This window comes from Denitrovibrio acetiphilus DSM 12809, assembly GCF_000025725.1.
Lineage (GTDB): Bacteria > Chrysiogenota > Deferribacteres > Deferribacterales > Geovibrionaceae > Denitrovibrio > Denitrovibrio acetiphilus.
In genome coordinates, this window is record NC_013943.1 from 2,230,173 (window position 1) to 2,248,782 (window position 18,610).

General features: G+C 43.6%; 16 protein-coding genes. 13 read left to right on the forward strand and 3 right to left on the reverse strand.

The features are described 5' to 3' along the window. Positions 1–685 precede the first annotated feature (685 nt). From DACET_RS10610 to DACET_RS10645, 8 genes are read left to right on the forward strand one after another with little or no spacing between them, the layout of a single operon-like run. Positions 686–1,414, forward strand: coding sequence for a GntR family transcriptional regulator (locus DACET_RS10610; RefSeq protein WP_013011371.1), 729 nt, complete (start codon positions 686–688; stop codon positions 1,412–1,414). Positions 1,415–1,438: 24 nt separating this feature from the next. After that, a complete protein-coding gene (gene mtnK, locus DACET_RS10615; protein ID WP_013011372.1) occupies positions 1,439–2,695 on the forward strand; it encodes an S-methyl-5-thioribose kinase in 1,257 nt (418 codons plus the stop codon). 17 nt (positions 2,696–2,712) lie between these two features. Beyond that, complete coding sequence (locus DACET_RS10620) at positions 2,713–4,236, forward strand: sugar ABC transporter ATP-binding protein (RefSeq protein WP_013011373.1); 1,524 nt, start codon at positions 2,713–2,715, stop codon at positions 4,234–4,236. 1 nt (position 4,237) lies between these two features. Further along, positions 4,238–5,218 carry an ABC transporter permease gene (locus tag DACET_RS10625; RefSeq protein WP_211204078.1) on the forward strand — a complete coding sequence of 327 codons (981 nt, stop codon included), beginning with the start codon at positions 4,238–4,240 and terminating at the stop codon, positions 5,216–5,218. Between the two features lie 26 nt (positions 5,219–5,244). Beyond that, the gene (locus DACET_RS10630; RefSeq protein WP_013011375.1) at positions 5,245–6,294 is read left to right on the forward strand and encodes a sugar ABC transporter substrate-binding protein; all 1,050 of its coding nucleotides are present in this window, start codon (positions 5,245–5,247) and stop codon (positions 6,292–6,294) included. Further along, positions 6,272–7,432 (forward strand): S-methyl-5-thioribose-1-phosphate isomerase, encoded by a 1,161-nt coding sequence (gene mtnA / locus DACET_RS10635; RefSeq protein WP_013011376.1) that lies wholly within the window; start codon positions 6,272–6,274, stop codon positions 7,430–7,432. The genes DACET_RS10630 and mtnA overlap by 23 nt, the downstream gene beginning before the upstream one ends. A gap of 12 nt (positions 7,433–7,444) precedes the next feature. Next, positions 7,445–7,879, forward strand: coding sequence for an L-fucose mutarotase (gene fucU / locus DACET_RS10640; protein WP_013011377.1), 435 nt, complete (start codon positions 7,445–7,447; stop codon positions 7,877–7,879). A 12-nt stretch (positions 7,880–7,891) separates the two neighbouring features. Next, on the forward strand, positions 7,892–8,536 hold the full coding sequence (locus tag DACET_RS10645) for an L-fuculose-phosphate aldolase (protein ID WP_013011378.1): 645 nt from the start codon (positions 7,892–7,894) through the stop codon (positions 8,534–8,536). 107 nt (positions 8,537–8,643) lie between these two features. Here the strand turns inward: DACET_RS10645 and DACET_RS10650 are convergent, their stop codons facing one another. From DACET_RS10650 to arsB, 3 genes are all read right to left on the reverse strand, one after another. Further along, positions 8,644–9,768, reverse strand: coding sequence for an aldo/keto reductase (locus DACET_RS10650; RefSeq protein WP_013011379.1), 1,125 nt, complete (start codon positions 9,766–9,768; stop codon positions 8,644–8,646). Between the two features lie 500 nt (positions 9,769–10,268). Next, the gene (locus tag DACET_RS10660; RefSeq protein WP_013011380.1) at positions 10,269–10,691 is read right to left on the reverse strand and encodes an arsenate reductase ArsC; all 423 of its coding nucleotides are present in this window, start codon (positions 10,689–10,691) and stop codon (positions 10,269–10,271) included. Between the two features lie 14 nt (positions 10,692–10,705). After that, entirely contained in the window at positions 10,706–11,740 is a 1,035-nt protein-coding gene (gene arsB, locus DACET_RS10665) for an ACR3 family arsenite efflux transporter (RefSeq protein WP_013011381.1), read from the reverse strand. 266 nt (positions 11,741–12,006) lie between these two features. Here arsB and DACET_RS10670 point away from each other — a divergent pair, with 266 nt between their 5' ends. The 5 genes from DACET_RS10670 to DACET_RS10690 all read left to right on the forward strand — a co-directional run bounded on the left by DACET_RS10670 (position 12,007) and on the right by DACET_RS10690 (position 18,610). Next, the gene (locus DACET_RS10670; protein WP_013011382.1) at positions 12,007–12,360 is read left to right on the forward strand and encodes an ArsR/SmtB family transcription factor; all 354 of its coding nucleotides are present in this window, start codon (positions 12,007–12,009) and stop codon (positions 12,358–12,360) included. A gap of 3 nt (positions 12,361–12,363) precedes the next feature. Beyond that, a complete protein-coding gene (locus DACET_RS10675) occupies positions 12,364–13,206 on the forward strand; it encodes a substrate-binding domain-containing protein (RefSeq protein ID WP_013011383.1) in 843 nt (280 codons plus the stop codon). After that, entirely contained in the window at positions 13,187–14,548 is a 1,362-nt protein-coding gene (locus DACET_RS10680) for a sensor histidine kinase (protein WP_013011384.1), read from the forward strand. The genes DACET_RS10675 and DACET_RS10680 overlap by 20 nt, the downstream gene beginning before the upstream one ends. Next, the gene (locus DACET_RS10685; RefSeq protein WP_013011385.1) at positions 14,545–15,924 is read left to right on the forward strand and encodes a sigma-54-dependent transcriptional regulator; all 1,380 of its coding nucleotides are present in this window, start codon (positions 14,545–14,547) and stop codon (positions 15,922–15,924) included. The genes DACET_RS10680 and DACET_RS10685 overlap by 4 nt, the downstream gene beginning before the upstream one ends. Before the next feature lie 148 nt (positions 15,925–16,072). Continuing rightward, positions 16,073–18,610 carry a molybdopterin-dependent oxidoreductase gene (locus DACET_RS10690; RefSeq protein ID WP_013011386.1) on the forward strand — a complete coding sequence of 846 codons (2,538 nt, stop codon included), beginning with the start codon at positions 16,073–16,075 and terminating at the stop codon, positions 18,608–18,610.

The window sequence follows — 18,610 nt, forward strand, 5'->3', positions numbered from 1 at the left end:
GGCTGAGTTTCATCACAAGCATGTCTCTGCCGTTAACGATAAAACATAAGGAACCTGTCTCATGATTTCAGTCAGCACCAACAGTATTCCTGATTCCTGCTGTTTCAGTTCTGAAGTTGGTTCCATCGGGTTTTATATTATGCAGAGCAGCATAAGGTATTTTTTTACAAACATTGCACGAAGCACCTGCAGAAATATACAGCCTGCCGTCAGATCTAAATATAATATATTACAATATTCATTTAGATGTTTTCTATATAAACAATCTTCATACAAAACAAGGCTATCGCTATTTTCAAACATAGATATATTCATATACTCTCCACACCCAACGACCTAAACAACAGATACTATTAGTATCTACGTAGATCAAACTAGAACAGGCATACGCCATATCAATACACTCAATATCAATATTTGCAAAACCAATAGGATTAAAACTTAACAATTATATGATTTATCCATATATACCAAAACTTTATCTACACTATTATAAATAGGTTATAAAATCTAAAAAACTAACACCAGCCCCTTGACAAGTAAATGTTATGGAAGTATTTTAAATTTATCAGACAACCCATTTAAAATTTGCTTTCAAAAGTAAATTATCACTGTTTTATGCACTATTTCACTAAAAGTTGTCTGATGTCATATGATTGATGCAATTTTGAACAAATGGTGACACATGAAGGTCAAAGTAGAAAAATCGCTGCAATCCCTTGTACAGAAAGAAATATTACGTATCATACGTGACAGACGACTTGGTCCGGGGTCACAGATTCCTACGGAAAGTGAGCTGATCAAGCTCATAGGGATAGGTCGTTCAACACTGCGAGAGGCTCTCTCTAACCTTGTCTATCAGGGGCTTCTGTACAAAGTGCAGGGGAAAGGCACTTTCATAAGACAACTTCCCGTTGTCGTAAAAAACGGTATTGACAACCTCTTCAGCGTTACCGAAGCAATCAAAGCTGTCGGATACACACCTTCAACAAGCAGGCTCACCATGGAGACAAAAGAGCCAGATCCGAGAATAGCAGAGCTGCTGGATATAGAAGAGACCGACCAATGCTACTATCTGGAGCGCCTCAGGCGGGCAGATGATATGATCGCAGCGTACTGTATAGAGGTTTTACCTGTTCAAGTTTTCCCATCCGACATCACGGCAAACGATTTCAAAGGCTCCATATTCACCATACTCAACAATAGCGGACATATCATGTCACACACAGAATCAACACTCAGCCCTGTAGTGCTGACCCCTAGGGATATTCCTGAGCTTACAAATCCTCTGTCGCTTTTCCTTCTTTTCGAAGAAGTTTACTACAACACGCAGGGCAAGCCTGTATGTTACAGCAACGACTATTACAGTGCTGATGTTTTTGATTTTCGTATGATACGGAAACGTCAGCTTTAAAAATACAGTTTTAAGGAGGATCTAATGCCTTATAAACAATTAGATCAAGATAGCGTTATAGAGTACATCAAATCTGTACCTGAGATGAAGCAGGTCTTCTCCTCTTTCGACAATCTGAATGTAAGCGAGATCGGAGACGGAAACCTTAACTTCGTTTACAATGTAACAAATAATGAGAAGCCGAAAGAAACGGTTATCGTTAAACAGGCTGTTCCTTTCCTGAGGATTGTCGGCGAATCATGGCCTCTGCCGAAAGAACGCATGAATTTTGAGATTATGGCTTTGCAGCATGCAGCGAAATACTGCCCTGCCCTTGTGCCTGAAATATACCACGCCAGCCATGAGATGTGTCTCATTATAATGCAGAACCTCACTGATCATAAAGTTATCCGGGGCGAAATCATTCAGGGTAAGTATTTCCCTAGACTGGCAGAAGACACCTCAACCTACATGGCTGAAAACCTTTTCCACACCACTGACTGGTTCCTTGACCACAAAACTAAAAAAGAACTCGTGGGCAAATTTATAAATGTTGACCTCTGTAAAATCACCGAGGACTTTGTGTTCACAAATCCTTACGAAAAATCCGATACTAACTCCTTTAACCCGGAGCTCACTCAGGAAAATATAGATTTCATCCAGAAAGACAGTGAGCTAAAGCTGGCTGTCGCAGAGATGAAATATAAATTTATGAACAATGCCGAAGCTCTCCTGCACGGCGACCTGCACATCGGCAGCATAATGGCGAATGAAGATGAAACTTATGTTATAGACCCTGAGTTTGCCTTCTTCGGTCCGATAGGTTTCGACATCGGTGCATTTATTGGCAATCTGATCATGGCTTACTTCTCACACGAACACCGCCAGAAGCTTCTCGGCAACGAACCGTATCAATACCGAAAATGGCTTCTCGACACAGTTGAAGCTACATGGGAACTCTTCGAGCAGAAATTTGATAAGCTGTGGGCTGACCATCAGGAGAAAGAAAACCTCCCCTACTGGCAGTATGAAGGCGGTAAAGAAGCAGCAGCGGAGCAGCGTAAAAGATTTATCAGAAAGATATTCTCAGACACTGTCGGATTTGCAGCATGTAAAATGATGCGGCGGATACTCGGTCTGGCAAAAGTTGCTGATATCGCAGATATAGAAGACCTCAAAGAGCGTGCCCGCATCGAGCGCATGACTCTTAAAATGGGCAAACAGATGGTAATCAACAGGGACAGCTACAGCTCTATACAGGAGCTCACAGCCCTCGCAAAAGAGTTATCGCCTTTAGTCTGAAAACACGGAGCAATGACTTGAAAGAGAAAAAGCCACTGGTTTCATTAAGAAATATAGGCAAATCATTTGGAGCCACCAGAGCACTGGATGGAGTTTCTTTTGACTTCTACCCAGGTGAAATATTCGCCATGGTGGGAGCCAACGGTGCGGGTAAGTCCACACTGATAAAGATAATATGCGGTTATTACCCCGACTATGAAGGGGAGATAACCATAGCAGGCGAGAACGTAAAATTCTCAACCCCGCAGGATGCATACCAGAAAGGGATACAAACCGTCCATCAGATTATTAATCAGGGTGTAATCCCGAATATGACAGTTGCAGAAAATCTGGCACTGGCGCACATGCTGTCACCGGAGCAGTCCTTCTGGTACAAGCCAAAGGAAGTATCAGAGGTCGCCAGAGAAATTGCTGATAATATGGAGCTTGACCTGGACCTTAATGAAGAAGTGGAAAACCTCTCTCAGAGCGACCGTCAGCTTATAGCTATCGCAAGAGCACTGGCAGCAAAGCCAAAACTGCTTATTCTGGATGAACCCACATCATCTATCTCAGAGAAAGAGTCAGAAAGACTCTTCGAAATGCTTCTCAAGCTTCGGGACAAAGGGGTGTCTATCCTTTACGTATCACACAGACTTCACGAGATTGAGCGCATCGCAGACAGAGTAGGCGTCATCCGCGACGGGAAACAGGGGGATCTCCTTATACGCCCCTTTAATGTGAAGCAGATAGTCACCTCTATGGTCGGCGAAATAGAAACACACAAACGTGCAGCGGCAGAAACCCTTGCCGATGGTGAAATAAAGCTTGAGTTCAGAAACCTTGTGGTAACGGAAAACACTCCTCCGATAAACATGAAAGTTATGGACGGTGAAATACTTGGGATAACAGGTCTTATCGGCGCCGGGAAATCAGAACTTGCCGAGGTGCTCTTCGGCATCAGAAAACCGATATCCGGTCAGATATTGATCGAAGGGAAAGAGTTTGAACCGAAAAATATTGCTGACGCCATAAAAAAAGGTGTTCACCTTGTACCGGAAGACAGAAACAACAATGCGGTTATCCCTGAAAACAGCATCAGCTATAACGTCACAATACCTTTCCTGAACATGTTCTCCAAACTGGGGATAATGCACCCCGGCAGAGAAAACAAAATTACGGAAACAATGATAAAAGACATCGGCATAAAATGCAGCAGCAGCGATGCCCTTATAGAAAGCCTCTCCGGCGGAAACCAGCAAAAGGTTATCGTCTCCAGATGGCTTTTCAAACAGTCAAAAGTTCTCATACTAGATGAGCCTTTTCAGGGGGTGGACATCCGCTCCAGACACGACATATGTAAATATCTAGCCACATCATCCGGCGGGCGGGCAGTCATAGTGCTCGCTGCTGACCTGGACGAAATACTTGAAGTGGCAGACAGAATAGTAGTGCTTAACCATGGCATTATAGCTGGAGAACAGAAATATCAGGATGCAGACAGGTCAACTCTTCTGCACTGGATATCAAGGTCACCGGATGAAATACACATTGGGGATTAACATGGAACGTTTCACATCTTTTTCTATTAAATACGGATTTCTCATTGTCATGGCAGTGCTCTTTGTGGCATTTGGTCTGGTAGAGCCGTCCTTCTGGCAATGGTCAAATCTCTTCTCTATACTCCTCGGGGTAACAATATACGGGATATTGGCGCTCGGAGTAACTTTTACTCTGGTCATAGACGGGCTTGACCTCTCTGTCGGCTCAAACGCAGCCATGTCTGTCATGATGGCGTCATACTCTATGGTTGTTCTTAACCTCAGCGGTTTCGCGGCATTTGTTATCTGCATCATGATCGGTGCGGCAATAGGGTTTCTGAACGGATTTCTTATCGTTAAAGTTAAAGTACCCGATCTTCTTGCCACGCTGGGAATGATGTTCCTTGTGCAGGGACTTCAGCTTATCCCGTCAGGCGGACGTTCCATAGGTACAGGGATGATCCTTCCGAACGGTGACGAGGCAGAGGGGATGTTCAGCGATGCATTTCTTTATCTCGGTCAGGGACGTCTTTTCGACCTGATCCCTATCCCCGTTATTTTCATGCTCGTTCTCGCATTTGTTGTATACATAATCCTGAACCACACCAGATGGGGGCGTGTATTTTATGCCATAGGCGGAAACGCTGAAGCAGCAAGGCTTGTAGGTGCAAATGTAAACCTCTACAGAATGCTCGCTTATATAATTTCAGGTTCAATAAGCGCCCTCGGCGGTATACTCCTCGCTGCCAGAGTCGGACGGGGTGATGTTTCATCAGGCGGCGGGCTCCTTCTGGATGCTGTCGGTGCGGCTCTGATAGGCTATGCTGTGCTCGGCGCTAAAAAACCCAACCCTTTCGGCACTATCGTAGGTGCAATATTCGTTGGTATGCTCCTGAACGGTCTTACTATGCTCAGTATGCCGTATTATATTCAGGATTTTATAAAAGGGTGCGTGCTCGTTGCAGCGCTTGCCTTCACTTTTGGTCTTGCGAAAAAGAAATAAGCATAATGATGCTAAAGGAGAACTCTATGAGAAAAATAATCTTAATCATTGCTGCTCTGGCACTTCTAACGACATCAACTGTCATGGCAGCAGGTCTGAAGGATGCTCCGGCACCTTTTAACGGCACAAAAAAGATACACATAGCACTCATCCGCCAGATGGTAGAAGGCGAGTTCATGCAGATGTACAGAGCCGGCGCACAAAGACAAGCCGACCTCATGGGTATAAAACTGACTGTATTCGGCAAGAATATGGACAATCAGGCTCAGGCAAACTTTATCTATCAAGCTATTAATATGGGCGTTGACGGCATCATTATTGACCACGGACTCACCGAAACAATGGTTAAACCGGCAAAAGACGCACTCGCAAAAGGCATACCTGTTGTTGCCTTTGATGTTGACCTTAAAAATCCGGAAATACCTCAGATAGCTCAGGATGATCATATGCTCGGACGTCTGTCTCTGGAAGCTATGATCAAAGACTTCGACGGTAAAGCAAACGTCGGCTACGTATATGTTCCCGGCATACTCCCTCTGGATAAACGCGACGAGAGTTTCACAAAAATCAAAAAAGAATATCCGGGTATAAAAGAACTTGCCAGGACAGGAACTCTGGAATCCCCGTTCTCTGTTAAAAACGCTGATCAGGTAAAAGCTATTCTTCGTTCCAAACCTGAAATAAATGCTTATTTCGCTCCATACGATGAGCTTGCAAAAGGGGTTATCCTCGCTCTTCAGGAATCAAACATGACTAAAAAGATAAGGGTCTACAGCGCTGACATATCAACACAGGACATTCAGCTTATGGTCAGAGAGGGAAGCCCGTGGGCAGCAACAGCGGCAACAAACCCGGCAGCCATTGGCGCAGTAAGCGTGCGGGCAATCTGTAAAAAGATCGCCGGCGAGCAGCTCCCTGCGGACATACTTATCCCGCCTATGCTCTTCACTCAGGAGATGATCCGTGAGGCAGGAGTAAAAAACATGAAACAGCTCCGTGCGAAATTCCCACAGTTTAACCATGTTGAACGTGCGATGGCTCCGTGGATACCTGTTGATAAAAAAGGATTATTCTAATTACGATTTTATGCCGGTTCGGGGGACTGAGCCGGCTTCTTTCACCGATAACGAAATAATAAAGGAGCAGTTAGTGCAAAACAATGCAAAAGGCAGTCTCCTGCCAAAAACTATAGAATTCATAGACGGCGAACTTTATCTGCTGGATCAGACTCAGCTCCCTGTCAAAACCGTTATAGAGAAACAGATCAGCATTGAACAGGTCTGGGACTCCATCAAGGTTCTGAAGGTCAGGGGCGCACCCGCTATAGGTATAGCCGGCGCATACGGTCTGCTGTACGGCGTTAAGGACATGCAGAATGTTCCGGCAGATAAATTTTTGACCGTACTGAAAGAGAAAGCCGACTACCTGAACTCCTCCCGCCCCACTGCTGTTAACCTCAGCTGGGCTCTGAAGAGAATGGTGCAGAAGGCCGAAAGCCGGAAGGAGCTCACCAGCACACAGCTTTATAAAGTGCTTGTTGACGAAGCAGTTCTCATACACGAAGAAGACAAGCACCTCTGTAAAAGTATCGGTCTAAACGGAGCACCGCTCATAAAAGAAGGGTACGGTGTTCTCACCCACTGTAACGCCGGAGCACTGGCGACATCCGAGCTTGGCACTGCCACAGCGCCTATGTATACCGCTCATGCAGCAGGGGTCAACTTTAAGGTTTATGCAGACGAGACAAGACCGCTTCTTCAGGGTGCAAGGCTGACAAGCTGGGAACTTCAGAAGTCGGGTCTGGACGTGACGCTTCTCTGCGACAATATGGCTGCACACATAATGAGCCAGGGGCTCATCGACATGGTCATAGTAGGCACAGACAGAGTTGCCGCCAACGGAGATGTTGCGAATAAAATAGGCACAATGGGCGTTGCTATCCTCGCAAAACACTTCGGCATACCTTTCTATGTGGCATGTCCGTCATCCACCGTGGACATGGAAACACCAACAGGCAGGGAGATCGTTATAGAGGAACGCGAGGCGGACGAGGTGTGTAACTTCGGAGCACGCAGAACAGCACCGGAAGGTATGAAAGTGCGTAACCCTGCATTTGACGTAACCCCGAACGAATTTGTCACAGGTATAATAACAGAAATAGGAATATTAAAGGCTCCATACTCTGAGAGTCTTGCAAAAGCTTATAAAATATAGACAGAGGTAACAATGCTTAAAGGTATTTCACCGTTTTTAAGCCCTGAGCTTCTTGCCGAACTGCACAGGATGGGACATGGAGACGAGATAGTTCTCGGTGATGCACATTTCGCCGGACACGGGCTGAACAAAAACACTCTGAGAGCTGATGGATTGACAGTGGATCAGCTTCTCGACGCCATACTTCCGCTGTTCGAGCTTGATGCTTACTCTGATGACCCTCTGGTAATGATAACTCCTGTCGAGGGGGATACTCTTGATCCTGAAGTTGAAACAAGGTTCAGACATATAATTGAAAAACATCAGCCGGACGCGCCGGAAATAACACGCATAGACAGGTTTGCCTTCTACGACAGAACCAAACAGGCATACTGTGTTGTAATGACTGGCGAAACAGCAAAATATGGATGTATCATACTTAAAAAAGGCGTCACTCCTCAGGGGTGACAGGAGTTATTAATGCTGCTTTTAAAAGAGAGAAAACTTCTTGTGGAATACGGTAAGAAACTGGTCACAACGAACCTGACCAGCGGAACCGGCGGAAACCTGAGCATATACAACAGAGACGAAAATCTGGTTGCAGTCACACCTTCAGGGGTAGACTACATGAAAACAACCGTGGAAGACATTGTAATCACCGACATAGACGGTAACGTTGTTGAGGGAGATAACAGACCGACAAGCGAACTCTCCTTTCACCTCAGTCTTTACAAGGACAGGGCAGACGTTTGTGCTGTTGTGCATACTCATTCGGTCTATGCCACAACCGTTGCCTGTCTGGGGATGGAACTACCTGCTGTACACTATATGGTGGGCTACAGCGGCAGTAAAGTTCCCCTCGCTCCATACTGCACATTCGGCTCTCCGGAGCTCGCAGAAAGCATCATAGAACACATAGGCGGTTATAATGCTGTGCTCCTCGCCAACCACGGTCTTGTGACTGTGTCGGGCAATATGCCAACAGCTTTTGCAGCAGCAGAAGAGATAGAGTTTGTGGCACGTATCTTCTGTCAGGCAAAGAGTATAGGCAGCCCAATCATACTTGACGACGTAGAGATGGAAACCGTCGTTGAGAAATTTAAATGGTATGGGAAAAAGAAATAATCACTGTATCGTAACTTTCCATTACCATCTGAATTTATGATCGGAATAAACGGCATATATTATACGACACCTGCACAAACAGACTTTAAAATGCAGCGGGGCTGAAATTACCTCTCGACACTTTCAAAAAGCTTGTGCAGCTCTTTCAGGTGCTCGATAATCGGAAGATGCTGCGGGCAATGATCTTCGCATAAGCCGCACTCGATACATTCTGATGCGCTCCCGACCCCTTCTGCCCCTGCAAGGTTTTTGTAATAGATACTCTGTATCAGGTTATTGTTGTACTTCTTTGCCTGATTAAACATGCCGAAATAAGAAGGGATGGGTATATTTTTCGGGCAGTCATCCACACAATACTGACAGGCTGTGCAGGATATTGCTGTAGTAGCCCTAATGATCTCTCCTGCCTGTTCAATAGCCCTCATTTCATCTGCGTTTAGTTGTCTGAAACTGTCACTCGTCTTCATATTGTCTTCGAGCTGGCTCATCTCAGTCATGCCGCTGAGAACAACGGAGACACCTTCAAACGACTCTGCGTAACGCATTGCCCATGATGCCGGAGAAGCGTTCGGGTTAACCTCTTTTAAAACATTCTCTGCATCTTCTGGAAGGTTCGCAAGAGCACCGCCTTTGACCGGTTCCATAATGATAATTTCCTTGCCGTGTTTTCTCGCTGTTTCGTAGCACTTTCTGGACTGGATAACACTATCTTCCCAGTCAACATAGTTTATCTGAAGCTGGACAAACTCAACACAGGGGTGAGCCGTCAATATTTCGTCGAGGAGCTCTGCCTTGTCGTGAAATGAAAAGCCAATGCGTTTTGCCCTCCCCTCCTCTTTCAGCTTTTGTATAAACTCAAAACCGCCGTTCTTCAGAGAATTTTCGTAAGTTAACACTCCAAGATTGTGAAGAAGATAATAGTCAAAATACTCCACTCCGCACTTCTCTAGCTGTTCATCAAAAATTCTCTGATAATCGTCAGATTTTTCCACGATAAAAGTAGGCATTTTATCCGCAAGCAGAAAGCTTTCTCTGGGGTGTCTTTCGACCAGAGCTTTTCTTGCCGCTGTTTCGCTCAATCCCTTATGGTAAGGGTAGGCAGTATCAAAATAAGAAAAGCCTCCCTCCAGAAACCGGTCAACCATCTCTGAAAGATGCGCATAATCTATGTCCGTAAGGTCTTCTTTATTTTTCAGCGGTAACCTCATCAGGCCGAATCCAAGTTTTTTCATTCATCCCCTCCGGTTAAGTGTTTAAATTTCCAGACAATAAAATGCCCAGAACTAATTCTGCCATCTGAGTTTAATACATACAAAAAATACCCGCCAGCAAAAAAAACTAACGGGCTCCTGAGACTGTCAGAATAACTGTATAAAGCAAACTCTCTGAGTTCATTTCACATACCCATCTGCATCTTGCAGTATATAACCAGCATTATCTCAATTATATATGTGGCGTACCCCTTCCCCCTGTCATCTGCTCCTCATAATCCATGATCCCAGAACACTCTTTCAGCTCAGTGTTATAGAAAGAAGCAAGGGCGGCAGGTGTTTTATACAATCCCGGTATCTGATTATTTTTAAGGCTCATTTCTGCAATTGCGGACGGATAAAAAAAAGCGGTTTTTAACAAACCGCCTTAAATACCATATATTTAATAAAGTTCAACTCTTAATCGTTATCCAGTCTGTTATCCGTTCAGAAAGAATAAGCCATGCGGTGAAAGCTGATGATCATGACATTACGTCTATCCATTTCAGGATAGCTTCTTTTATTTCATCTCTGACTTTTCTGGCAAATGCCAGCTTTTCCTCCTCAGATCCTTTTGCAGATGAAGGGTCGGAAAAACTCCAGTGAATTCTTTCTGCTACACTGGGGAAGATAGGACACTTTTCAGCAGCTTCTTTATCGCAAACCGTTATGACATAACTGTACATACGTCCTTTTTTAAAAAAATCAAAAACAGAGTTAGTTTCGTTACCAGAAATATCTATGCCATCTTCCTGCATTACCTTTACGACATAGGGATTCATAACACCAGGTTCAAGCCCTGCACTTTCAGCCTGAAACTTTTCAGGAGCAAAATGGTTTAAATATGCCTCAGCCATCTGGCTTCTGGCACTGTTATGAATACATACGAAAAGAACTTTCTTCATAGCGATCTCCTTTTTTATGCAAATAGTTTTCTTCTGAACCAGAATGCGACATTCACGAGTGCTATCATCACCGGGACTTCGACCAAAGGTCCTATAACAGCGGCAAAAGCCACCCCTGAGTTTATACCGAAAACAGCGACTGCCACAGCGATTGCAAGTTCGAAGTTATTGCTTGCTGCTGTGAACGCGAGTGTTGTTGTCTTAGTATAGTCAGCTCCGGCTCTCTTGCCCATCATGAAAGAAACAATGAACATTATTATAAAGTAAATACAGAGAGGTACAGCGATAAGCATCACATCAAAAGGGATCTGAACAATGAGCTTCCCTTTAAGGCTGAACATCACGACAATTGTGAATAAAAGTGATACAAGGGTTATTGGTCCTATCTTCGGGACAAATTCAGCATGATACCGCTCTCTCCCCATAGCCTTCACACCGATAAACCTTGTGAGCGCACCTGCGATGAAAGGAACTCCTAGATATATAAATACGCTTTTTGCTATCTCTCCTATTGATATACTGACCACAGAGCCTTCAAGTCCCAGCAAAGGAGGCAGGTACGAGATGAAAAACCATGCATAAACGCTGTAGAAAAATACCTGGAAAATAGAATTGAAAGCCACAAGTCCCGCTGCGTATTCCGTGCTGCCTTCGGCAAGCTCATTCCAGACTATGACCATAGCAATGCATCTGGCGAGACCTATAAGTATGAGTCCTGTCATATATTCAGGGTGATTTGGTAAAAATATCACAGCCAGAGCAAACATCAGAACAGGGCCAATTATCCAGTTCTGCACAAGTGAAAGCATTAGTATCTTTACATTTTTAAAAACATCCGGCAGCTCTTCGTAGCGCACCTTTGCAAAAGGCGGATACATCATCAGGATAAGCCCGACTGCTATTGGAATGTTTGTTGTTCCAATCTGAAAGCGGTTAATAAATCCCTCAGCGTTCTCTGAAAAATAACCAAGACCAATACCGGCTGCCATAGCACTAAATATCCAAAGTGTCAGAAAACGATCCAGAAATCCAAGTCTCTTTTTTATCATTTTTTCCCTCAAATTCAGTCCACGCTTCAAAGGTATATCTCACGACAGTCAATTGCAACGATATTTTCAGACACATCGAATAATTAACAATCGCAAACCTTTTTTGTGACATTTATTTTACTTAAAAGCATCATCTCTAAAAATCAGCTCTCTTTACAGGCATAAATTCTTCGGCGTCTTTTAGTTGATTTTCGCTTTTCTTTAACTTATACTTCTAGATATATCGAAACAACGAAAATGTCAAGGATATTTCTAGAGGTGACGAAATGTATAATTACGACAGCGTAACAGATTTATTTAAAAACCTGTCAGACCCAAATAGATTAAGAGTTTTGCTTCTGCTGAGGAAAAGACCTGTATGTGTCTGCGAGTTCGACAATATACTCAAGATCAGCCTCTCCACAATCTCCACTCACCTGAAGCTTCTAAAAGCATCAGGACTTATCAGAAGCAAAAAAGACGGACGGTGGGTTATATACGAGCTTGCTGACAACAGCTCACTTGAAAAAATATTAGCAGATCTCGAATTGTCGCTGAAAGATGATTATCAATATAACGAAGACATGAAAAGGATATCAGAGATAACCAGAGACAACTGCACAAATCAGCAAAAGAGGTAATTTATGAGATTTATTTTATTCACCATAGTTGCGATATGCCTAACTTTTTCCAGTGCGTTTGCTGAAAGCCCATTAAAATACGGTATATCCTCTATGCTGTCAGCATCCAATACTTTCATTCACTACGAAGAGCTGAACAGCTATATAGCAGAAAAGCTGGGTATCACCTCGGAAATAATACATAAAGAAAACTACAGCGACATGAACAGGCTTATTGAAAATCAGCAGGTGGATTTTGCAAGTATATGCACAGGAGCCATGCTGTACCTGAACGAAGGCAGTTATCAGCTGGTTGCAGCACCGGAAATAGACGGAAAAACGACCTACAGCTCACTTATAATAAAAAATAAAAACGTACAGGCAGACCTGCCGGAAGACCTGAAAGGAAAAACTTTTGCTATGACAGACAGGCTTTCAAACACTGGATTTTTATTTCCCACTTATTACTTTTCAAGAAACTTCTCCGCACCTGAGCAGTTTTTTTCGAAAGTCTTTTTCACGGGGACTCACGACAAATCAATATACCTTGTTAATAAAGGCGTGGTCGATGCGGCTGCGGTGGACAATCTTGTGTATGACAACCTGAAAAGTCAAAGCGAAAATAATGTGAGAAATATTGAAATCATTCATGAATCACCTGAATTCGGCATCCCCCCTATTGTTGCATCAAAAAAAATGACCAGTGATGAAATTAAAATACTTCGCCAGATCCTGCTTAATATGCATCAGGACAAACAGGGCAAAAAAATACTCGAAGAGCTTATGATAGACAGATTTACAGTTCCGGACATAAGCGTCTACGCCAATGTGATAAAGATGAGAGACTATGTCGAAAATAATAAGTAAACTGCTGCCAGACTCATTTAAAAACAGATTTCTTGTACTGTTTATACTCTTTGCGGTCATTACCGGCGCATTGAGCACGTCCATCCAGTACTTTTATGACAAAAACGTCTATCATTCCTACGCCTCTGAAACAATTATAAACATACATAAAAGTCTGGAGGGGCGACTGCGTGACGCTATACTTTACGACAACATCTATGCTCTTTTCAGTGCGGCAGAAAATATCAGCAAAAGCGTTTCTGTCATCAGCAACGTATATATAACCGATCAGTTCGGGGTCTACATCACTGATGCGCTCGTATCAAAAAAACTGCCTCAGTCTTTTTCAGGAAATGCCGAGATTTTCGATATTACACTAAAAAACGGCAAATCCGTTGGCAAAGTCATTTATATCATAGACATGAAAGAGATAAGTAAAACAGTTCTGACCCACAGCCTTAGCAGCCTTTTTATTATTATTCCGGTAATAGTTATTTTTATATTTCTGAGTATCAGGTTTATACTCTATTTTACAAAGCCGCTGAACGTTATCTCTGCTAAACTGAAAAAAACAGACATCAGCAATCTATCCATAAAATTTGACCTCCCAACTCACGCTTCAGTAGAAGTTAAAAACTTGGCAGATACTTTTACATCGCTCTCAGCAGAACTGGACAGGAGCATAAAGATAAATATTGAACAAGAGAAGAATCTGGCAAAAGAAGAGAGGCTTGCAGCAATAGGCTCTATGTCTGCCGGACTTGCCCATGAACTGCGTAATCCTGCCATGAGTTTGCAAATGCTGATGCACAGCATCTCAAACTCTAACAACTCACTCGACAGCAAAGATATGGATGTAATAAACAGAGAGGTCTCCAGAATAACCGCAACAGTAAACGAATTTCTGCAGATAGCGAAAACTGTCGAAATAAACCCCGCCCAAACAAATTCAGGCTTAATATGTGCGATGCTGGAAGACCATATAGCAAGAGTGATGAAAGAACGGCTCACACTTGGATATAGTAATGAGCACCTCGATTTCTGCTCTGATGAGATGCTTATATTTAATACTCTGGTAAACCTCATTAACAACTCATACGATGCCGGAGCAACGAAAATTCACATAAGTTTTGCAATGGATGGAGACATCATAACCATAACAGTTCAGGACAACGGAACAGGAATACCGGAAGGGAGCAGGGATAAAATCTTCCGTCCGTTTTACACAACAAAAAATTCAGGAACAGGGCTTGGTATGAGTATGTGCGAAAAAATGGTATCAGCTTTGAACGGCAGCATCTCTCTTGATGCAGAATACATGCAGGGTGCAAAATTTATCATTAAGATTAAGGATATGAAATGAAAAAAATATTAATTATAGATGATGACACATCTCTGACCTACAGTCTGCAGAAGGCTTTTTCAGGCAAATACTGCATATTTACCGCAAATAACGCAACAGCGGGCATGGATTTTATTGAAGCTGAATCAGACATCGGTCTTGTATTTCTCGACTATAAACTTGGTGATGAAAACGGTCTTGATGTTTTGGAGCGCATACGAAAAGGCGGGTATACTGTCCCCGTCATATTCATGACTGCCTACGGCACCAGCGAAACAGTGCTGGATGCTGTTAAGCTGGGGGCATCTGATTTTCTTGTGAAACCTGTCTCTCCTGAAGAGTTTATAAAAACAGTGGAGAGCTATTACCACATACAGGTACAGTCTTGCGGCAAAGGATTTGAACCGGTACCGGAATATAATCCGAATAATAAATTAGTCGGCATATCAAGAGCAATCAGAGATGTTTTAAAACTCGCCGCCTCCGCTTCAATGTCTGACGCACCGGTGCTACTTGTCGGAGAGAGCGGAACAGGAAAGGATCTGATAGCAAACATCGTCCACTCCCATGGAGAGAGAGCTAATAAGCCATTTTTAGCGATCAACTGCGCAGCCATACCGGAAGAACTTCTCGAAAGTGAACTGTTCGGTTATGAAAAAGGCGCATTCAGCGGTGCGATCAGCTCAAAAATAGGTCTTCTGGAGTCGGCAAACGGAGGAACTGTTTTTCTTGATGAGATCAGTGAGATGTCTTTTGACCTTCAGGCAAAGCTTCTGCGTTTTCTGCAAAACGGAACCGTTCAAAAACTTGGAGAACTCAAAGAGATACAGCTCGACGTACGAATTGTGGCTGCAACAAATAAGAATATCACCGATCTTGTGGAAAAGAATCTGTTCAGGTTTGACCTTTACCACAGACTGAGCGTTATAAACATATTTATCCCGCCACTGAGGGACAGACGGGAGGATATAAAAGATATAGCACTGCATTTGATAGCAAAACATGTGGCAAGACACGTTAAAGATATATCATGTGTAGACAAATCACTGCTTGACCTTTTTATGAAACAACAGTGGCCGGGGAATGTGCGTGAGCTTGAAAACAGAATACGTGAAGCAATAATTCTCGCAAAAACTAACTCCCTGACGGCTGATGATTTTAAACTCACACAACCTGCCGATGAACAGGAACATAAAAATCTATTTACCTATTTCTCTGAAAAATACAGAGAAGACATCTTTGCAAAAAGTATCGAAGAGTGCGAAATAGAACTTATAAAAGGTGCCCTCGACAAGTACGACGGCAAGTTGACTAAGGTTGCAGAATGGCTGAGTATATCACGGGTTACACTAAACGCAAAATTAAGGAAATACAATATCACACACAACCAAACGTAAAGAGTCTGTACGTTTTAGCGTAAAGATTCTTTACTTGCACGCCCTTCTGTTTTTACTGCATTCTTTATTTATAAAGGTTTTACCCCTTTTCAATTATTGGCATGCCGGTTGCATATACTCCTGTGACGTAAACTCGTAGGAGGTCTTTATGAAATTAAGAAGACGAGACTTTCTGAAAGCTACAGCTGCTGTGAGCACTGTGGCTATGGTCGGATGTGGAGTACCTAAGAATAATGCTCTTGCTCCAATGGACCCAAAGAAAGCAATAGGCGAAGATCCGGGTAAATGGATTTCTACAACATGTCAGGGGTGCACAACATGGGACCCTATTCAGGTTTTTGTTCAGGACGGACGTGCTGTCAAAGTCAGAGGTAACCCGAACAGTAAAGCAAACTGCGGAACCTGCTGCCCAAGAGCCCACATGGGGCTACAGCAGCTTTACGACCCGGACAGGGTCAAAGTCCCGATGAAAAGAACCAACCCTGAAAAAGGTCGAGGCATCGACCCTAAGTTTGTTCCAATAACTTGGGACGAAGCGCTCAACACAATAGCTGACAAGATGATGGAACTCCGAAACAACGGAGAAGCTCATAAGTATATGCTGAACAGAGGGCGTTATACTTACATGAGAGATATGATCTATGATGCTATGACAAAGATTTATGGTTCCCCTAACAACATCTCTCACTCTGCCCTATGTGCTGAAGCGGAAAAGTCAGGCGCATTCTATACTCACGGATACTGGGATTACAGGGATTATGACCTTACAAGGACAAAATATCTTCTGATATGGGGACTTGACCCACTCGTATCGAATAGACAGGTTCCTTTCAGCATTAAAGTTTTTGGTGATGTTCTAGACAAAGCAACAGTCACTGTTGTTGATCCTAAACTGAATGCTTCCGCTGCAAAAGCCCACAACTGGCTTCCGGTTCTTCCGGGGACAGACGGCGCACTTGCTGTTGCTATAGCTCACGTTTTACTTACAGAAGATCTCTGGCACAAGCCTTTCGTAGGAGATTTCAAAAACAGTGTAAACCAGTTCAAAACAGGTGTGACACTCGATGAATCCGTATTTGAAGAGAAATATACTAACGGCATCATCAAATGGTGGAACATTGAACTCAAAGATAAAACTCCGGAATGGGCAGAGCAGGAGTGTGGTATCTCCGCAGAAGTTATCTATAAAACTGCCAGAGAAATGGCTGCCGCTGCTCCCTCTATCTGCATATGGATGGGACCTGGTGCTGCTATGCAGGTTCGTGGGACGTATACCGCAATGGCTATCGAATCCCTCTGCGGACTCCTCGGTAACCTTGATAACATCGGCGGAACAATGATGAAGGGCAAAACCCATGTCAACAAAATGCCTAAACTCGATGACTACAAAGATGAAGTTGCGAAAATAAAGCACAAATACAAAATTGATCAGCGTGGATATCTCCAGTTTCCTGCACTCAACAGCGGTAAGTCAGGGGGCGGTGTTGTAACAAACAACCTTGCTGACGGTATACTTCAGAAAAATCCGATGGAAATAAAGATGGGTATCGGCTACATGAACAACTTCGCATTCTCAGGCACAGGTGCTCAGAGATGGGAAGAGGCCATGAGCGGGCTCGAATTTTATGTCCATATAACCACAAACGCATCTGAGATGACTCAGTTTGCTGACATTGTTCTTCCTTCGGCAATTACAACTTTTGAAAAGTGGGGATATCTCAAGAGCAAAGGTAACTTACACTCGCAGGTATCACTGCTTCAGCCAGTTGTTGAGCCTCTTTTTGATGTACGTACAGATGAAACCGAGATCCCTTTTCTTATAGCTGAAAAACTTGCAGAAAGAGGTTTTGACAAGCTCCTGCGCTACTACAAAGAGCAGATAATCGATCCGGAAACAGGTAAGGGCGCATCCAATGCGAAAGAGTTCGCTGAGATCGCTGTTAAATACTATACTGCTCCGTCATGGGATGGCAAAAAAGACTTCCCGGGCGACAAGATAAAGGGCTGGGAAGCTTTCAAGGACGCTGGTGTATGGAACGATGCCAGACTTGAATACAAGAAAAGCTGGGGCAAGTTCAAAACTGTTACCAAAAAGTTTGAATTCTACAGCGAAACTCTTAAAAAAGCTCTTAAAGGTCATGCAGATAAACACAACGTCAGCATCGACAAGGTTCTTGATGTATGTAACTACGAAGCAAGGGGCGAAATGGCATTTGTTCCTCATTATGAAGCTCCATTCAGATATGGTTCTTTTGAAGAATATCCATTTACCTTCATCGACCACAAATCCAGATTGAACAAAGAAGGTCGTAGTGCTAATACACCGTGGTATCAGGAATTTAAAAAAGTAGACCTCGGCGATGAAAGCTGGGACGATGTGCTTAAGATCAACCCTGACGATGCCGCCGGATTAGGCATAAAGAACGGCGACATGGTACGCATTACTTCCACCAACGGCAGTTTTACCATTAAAGCGAAATTCTGGGAAGGTCTCCGCCCTGGTACCGTAACAAAATGCTATGGTCAGGGGCACTGGGCTTACGGTCGTGTTGCGGCTCTTGACTACAAAAATGCCAAACCAAGAGGCTTTAACAACAATGAGCTGATGCCTTGTGACTATGACAGGATTTCAGGCAGTACAGCCAGAAACGGCGGCTTCTGCGGCGTTAAAATCGAAAAGGTATAA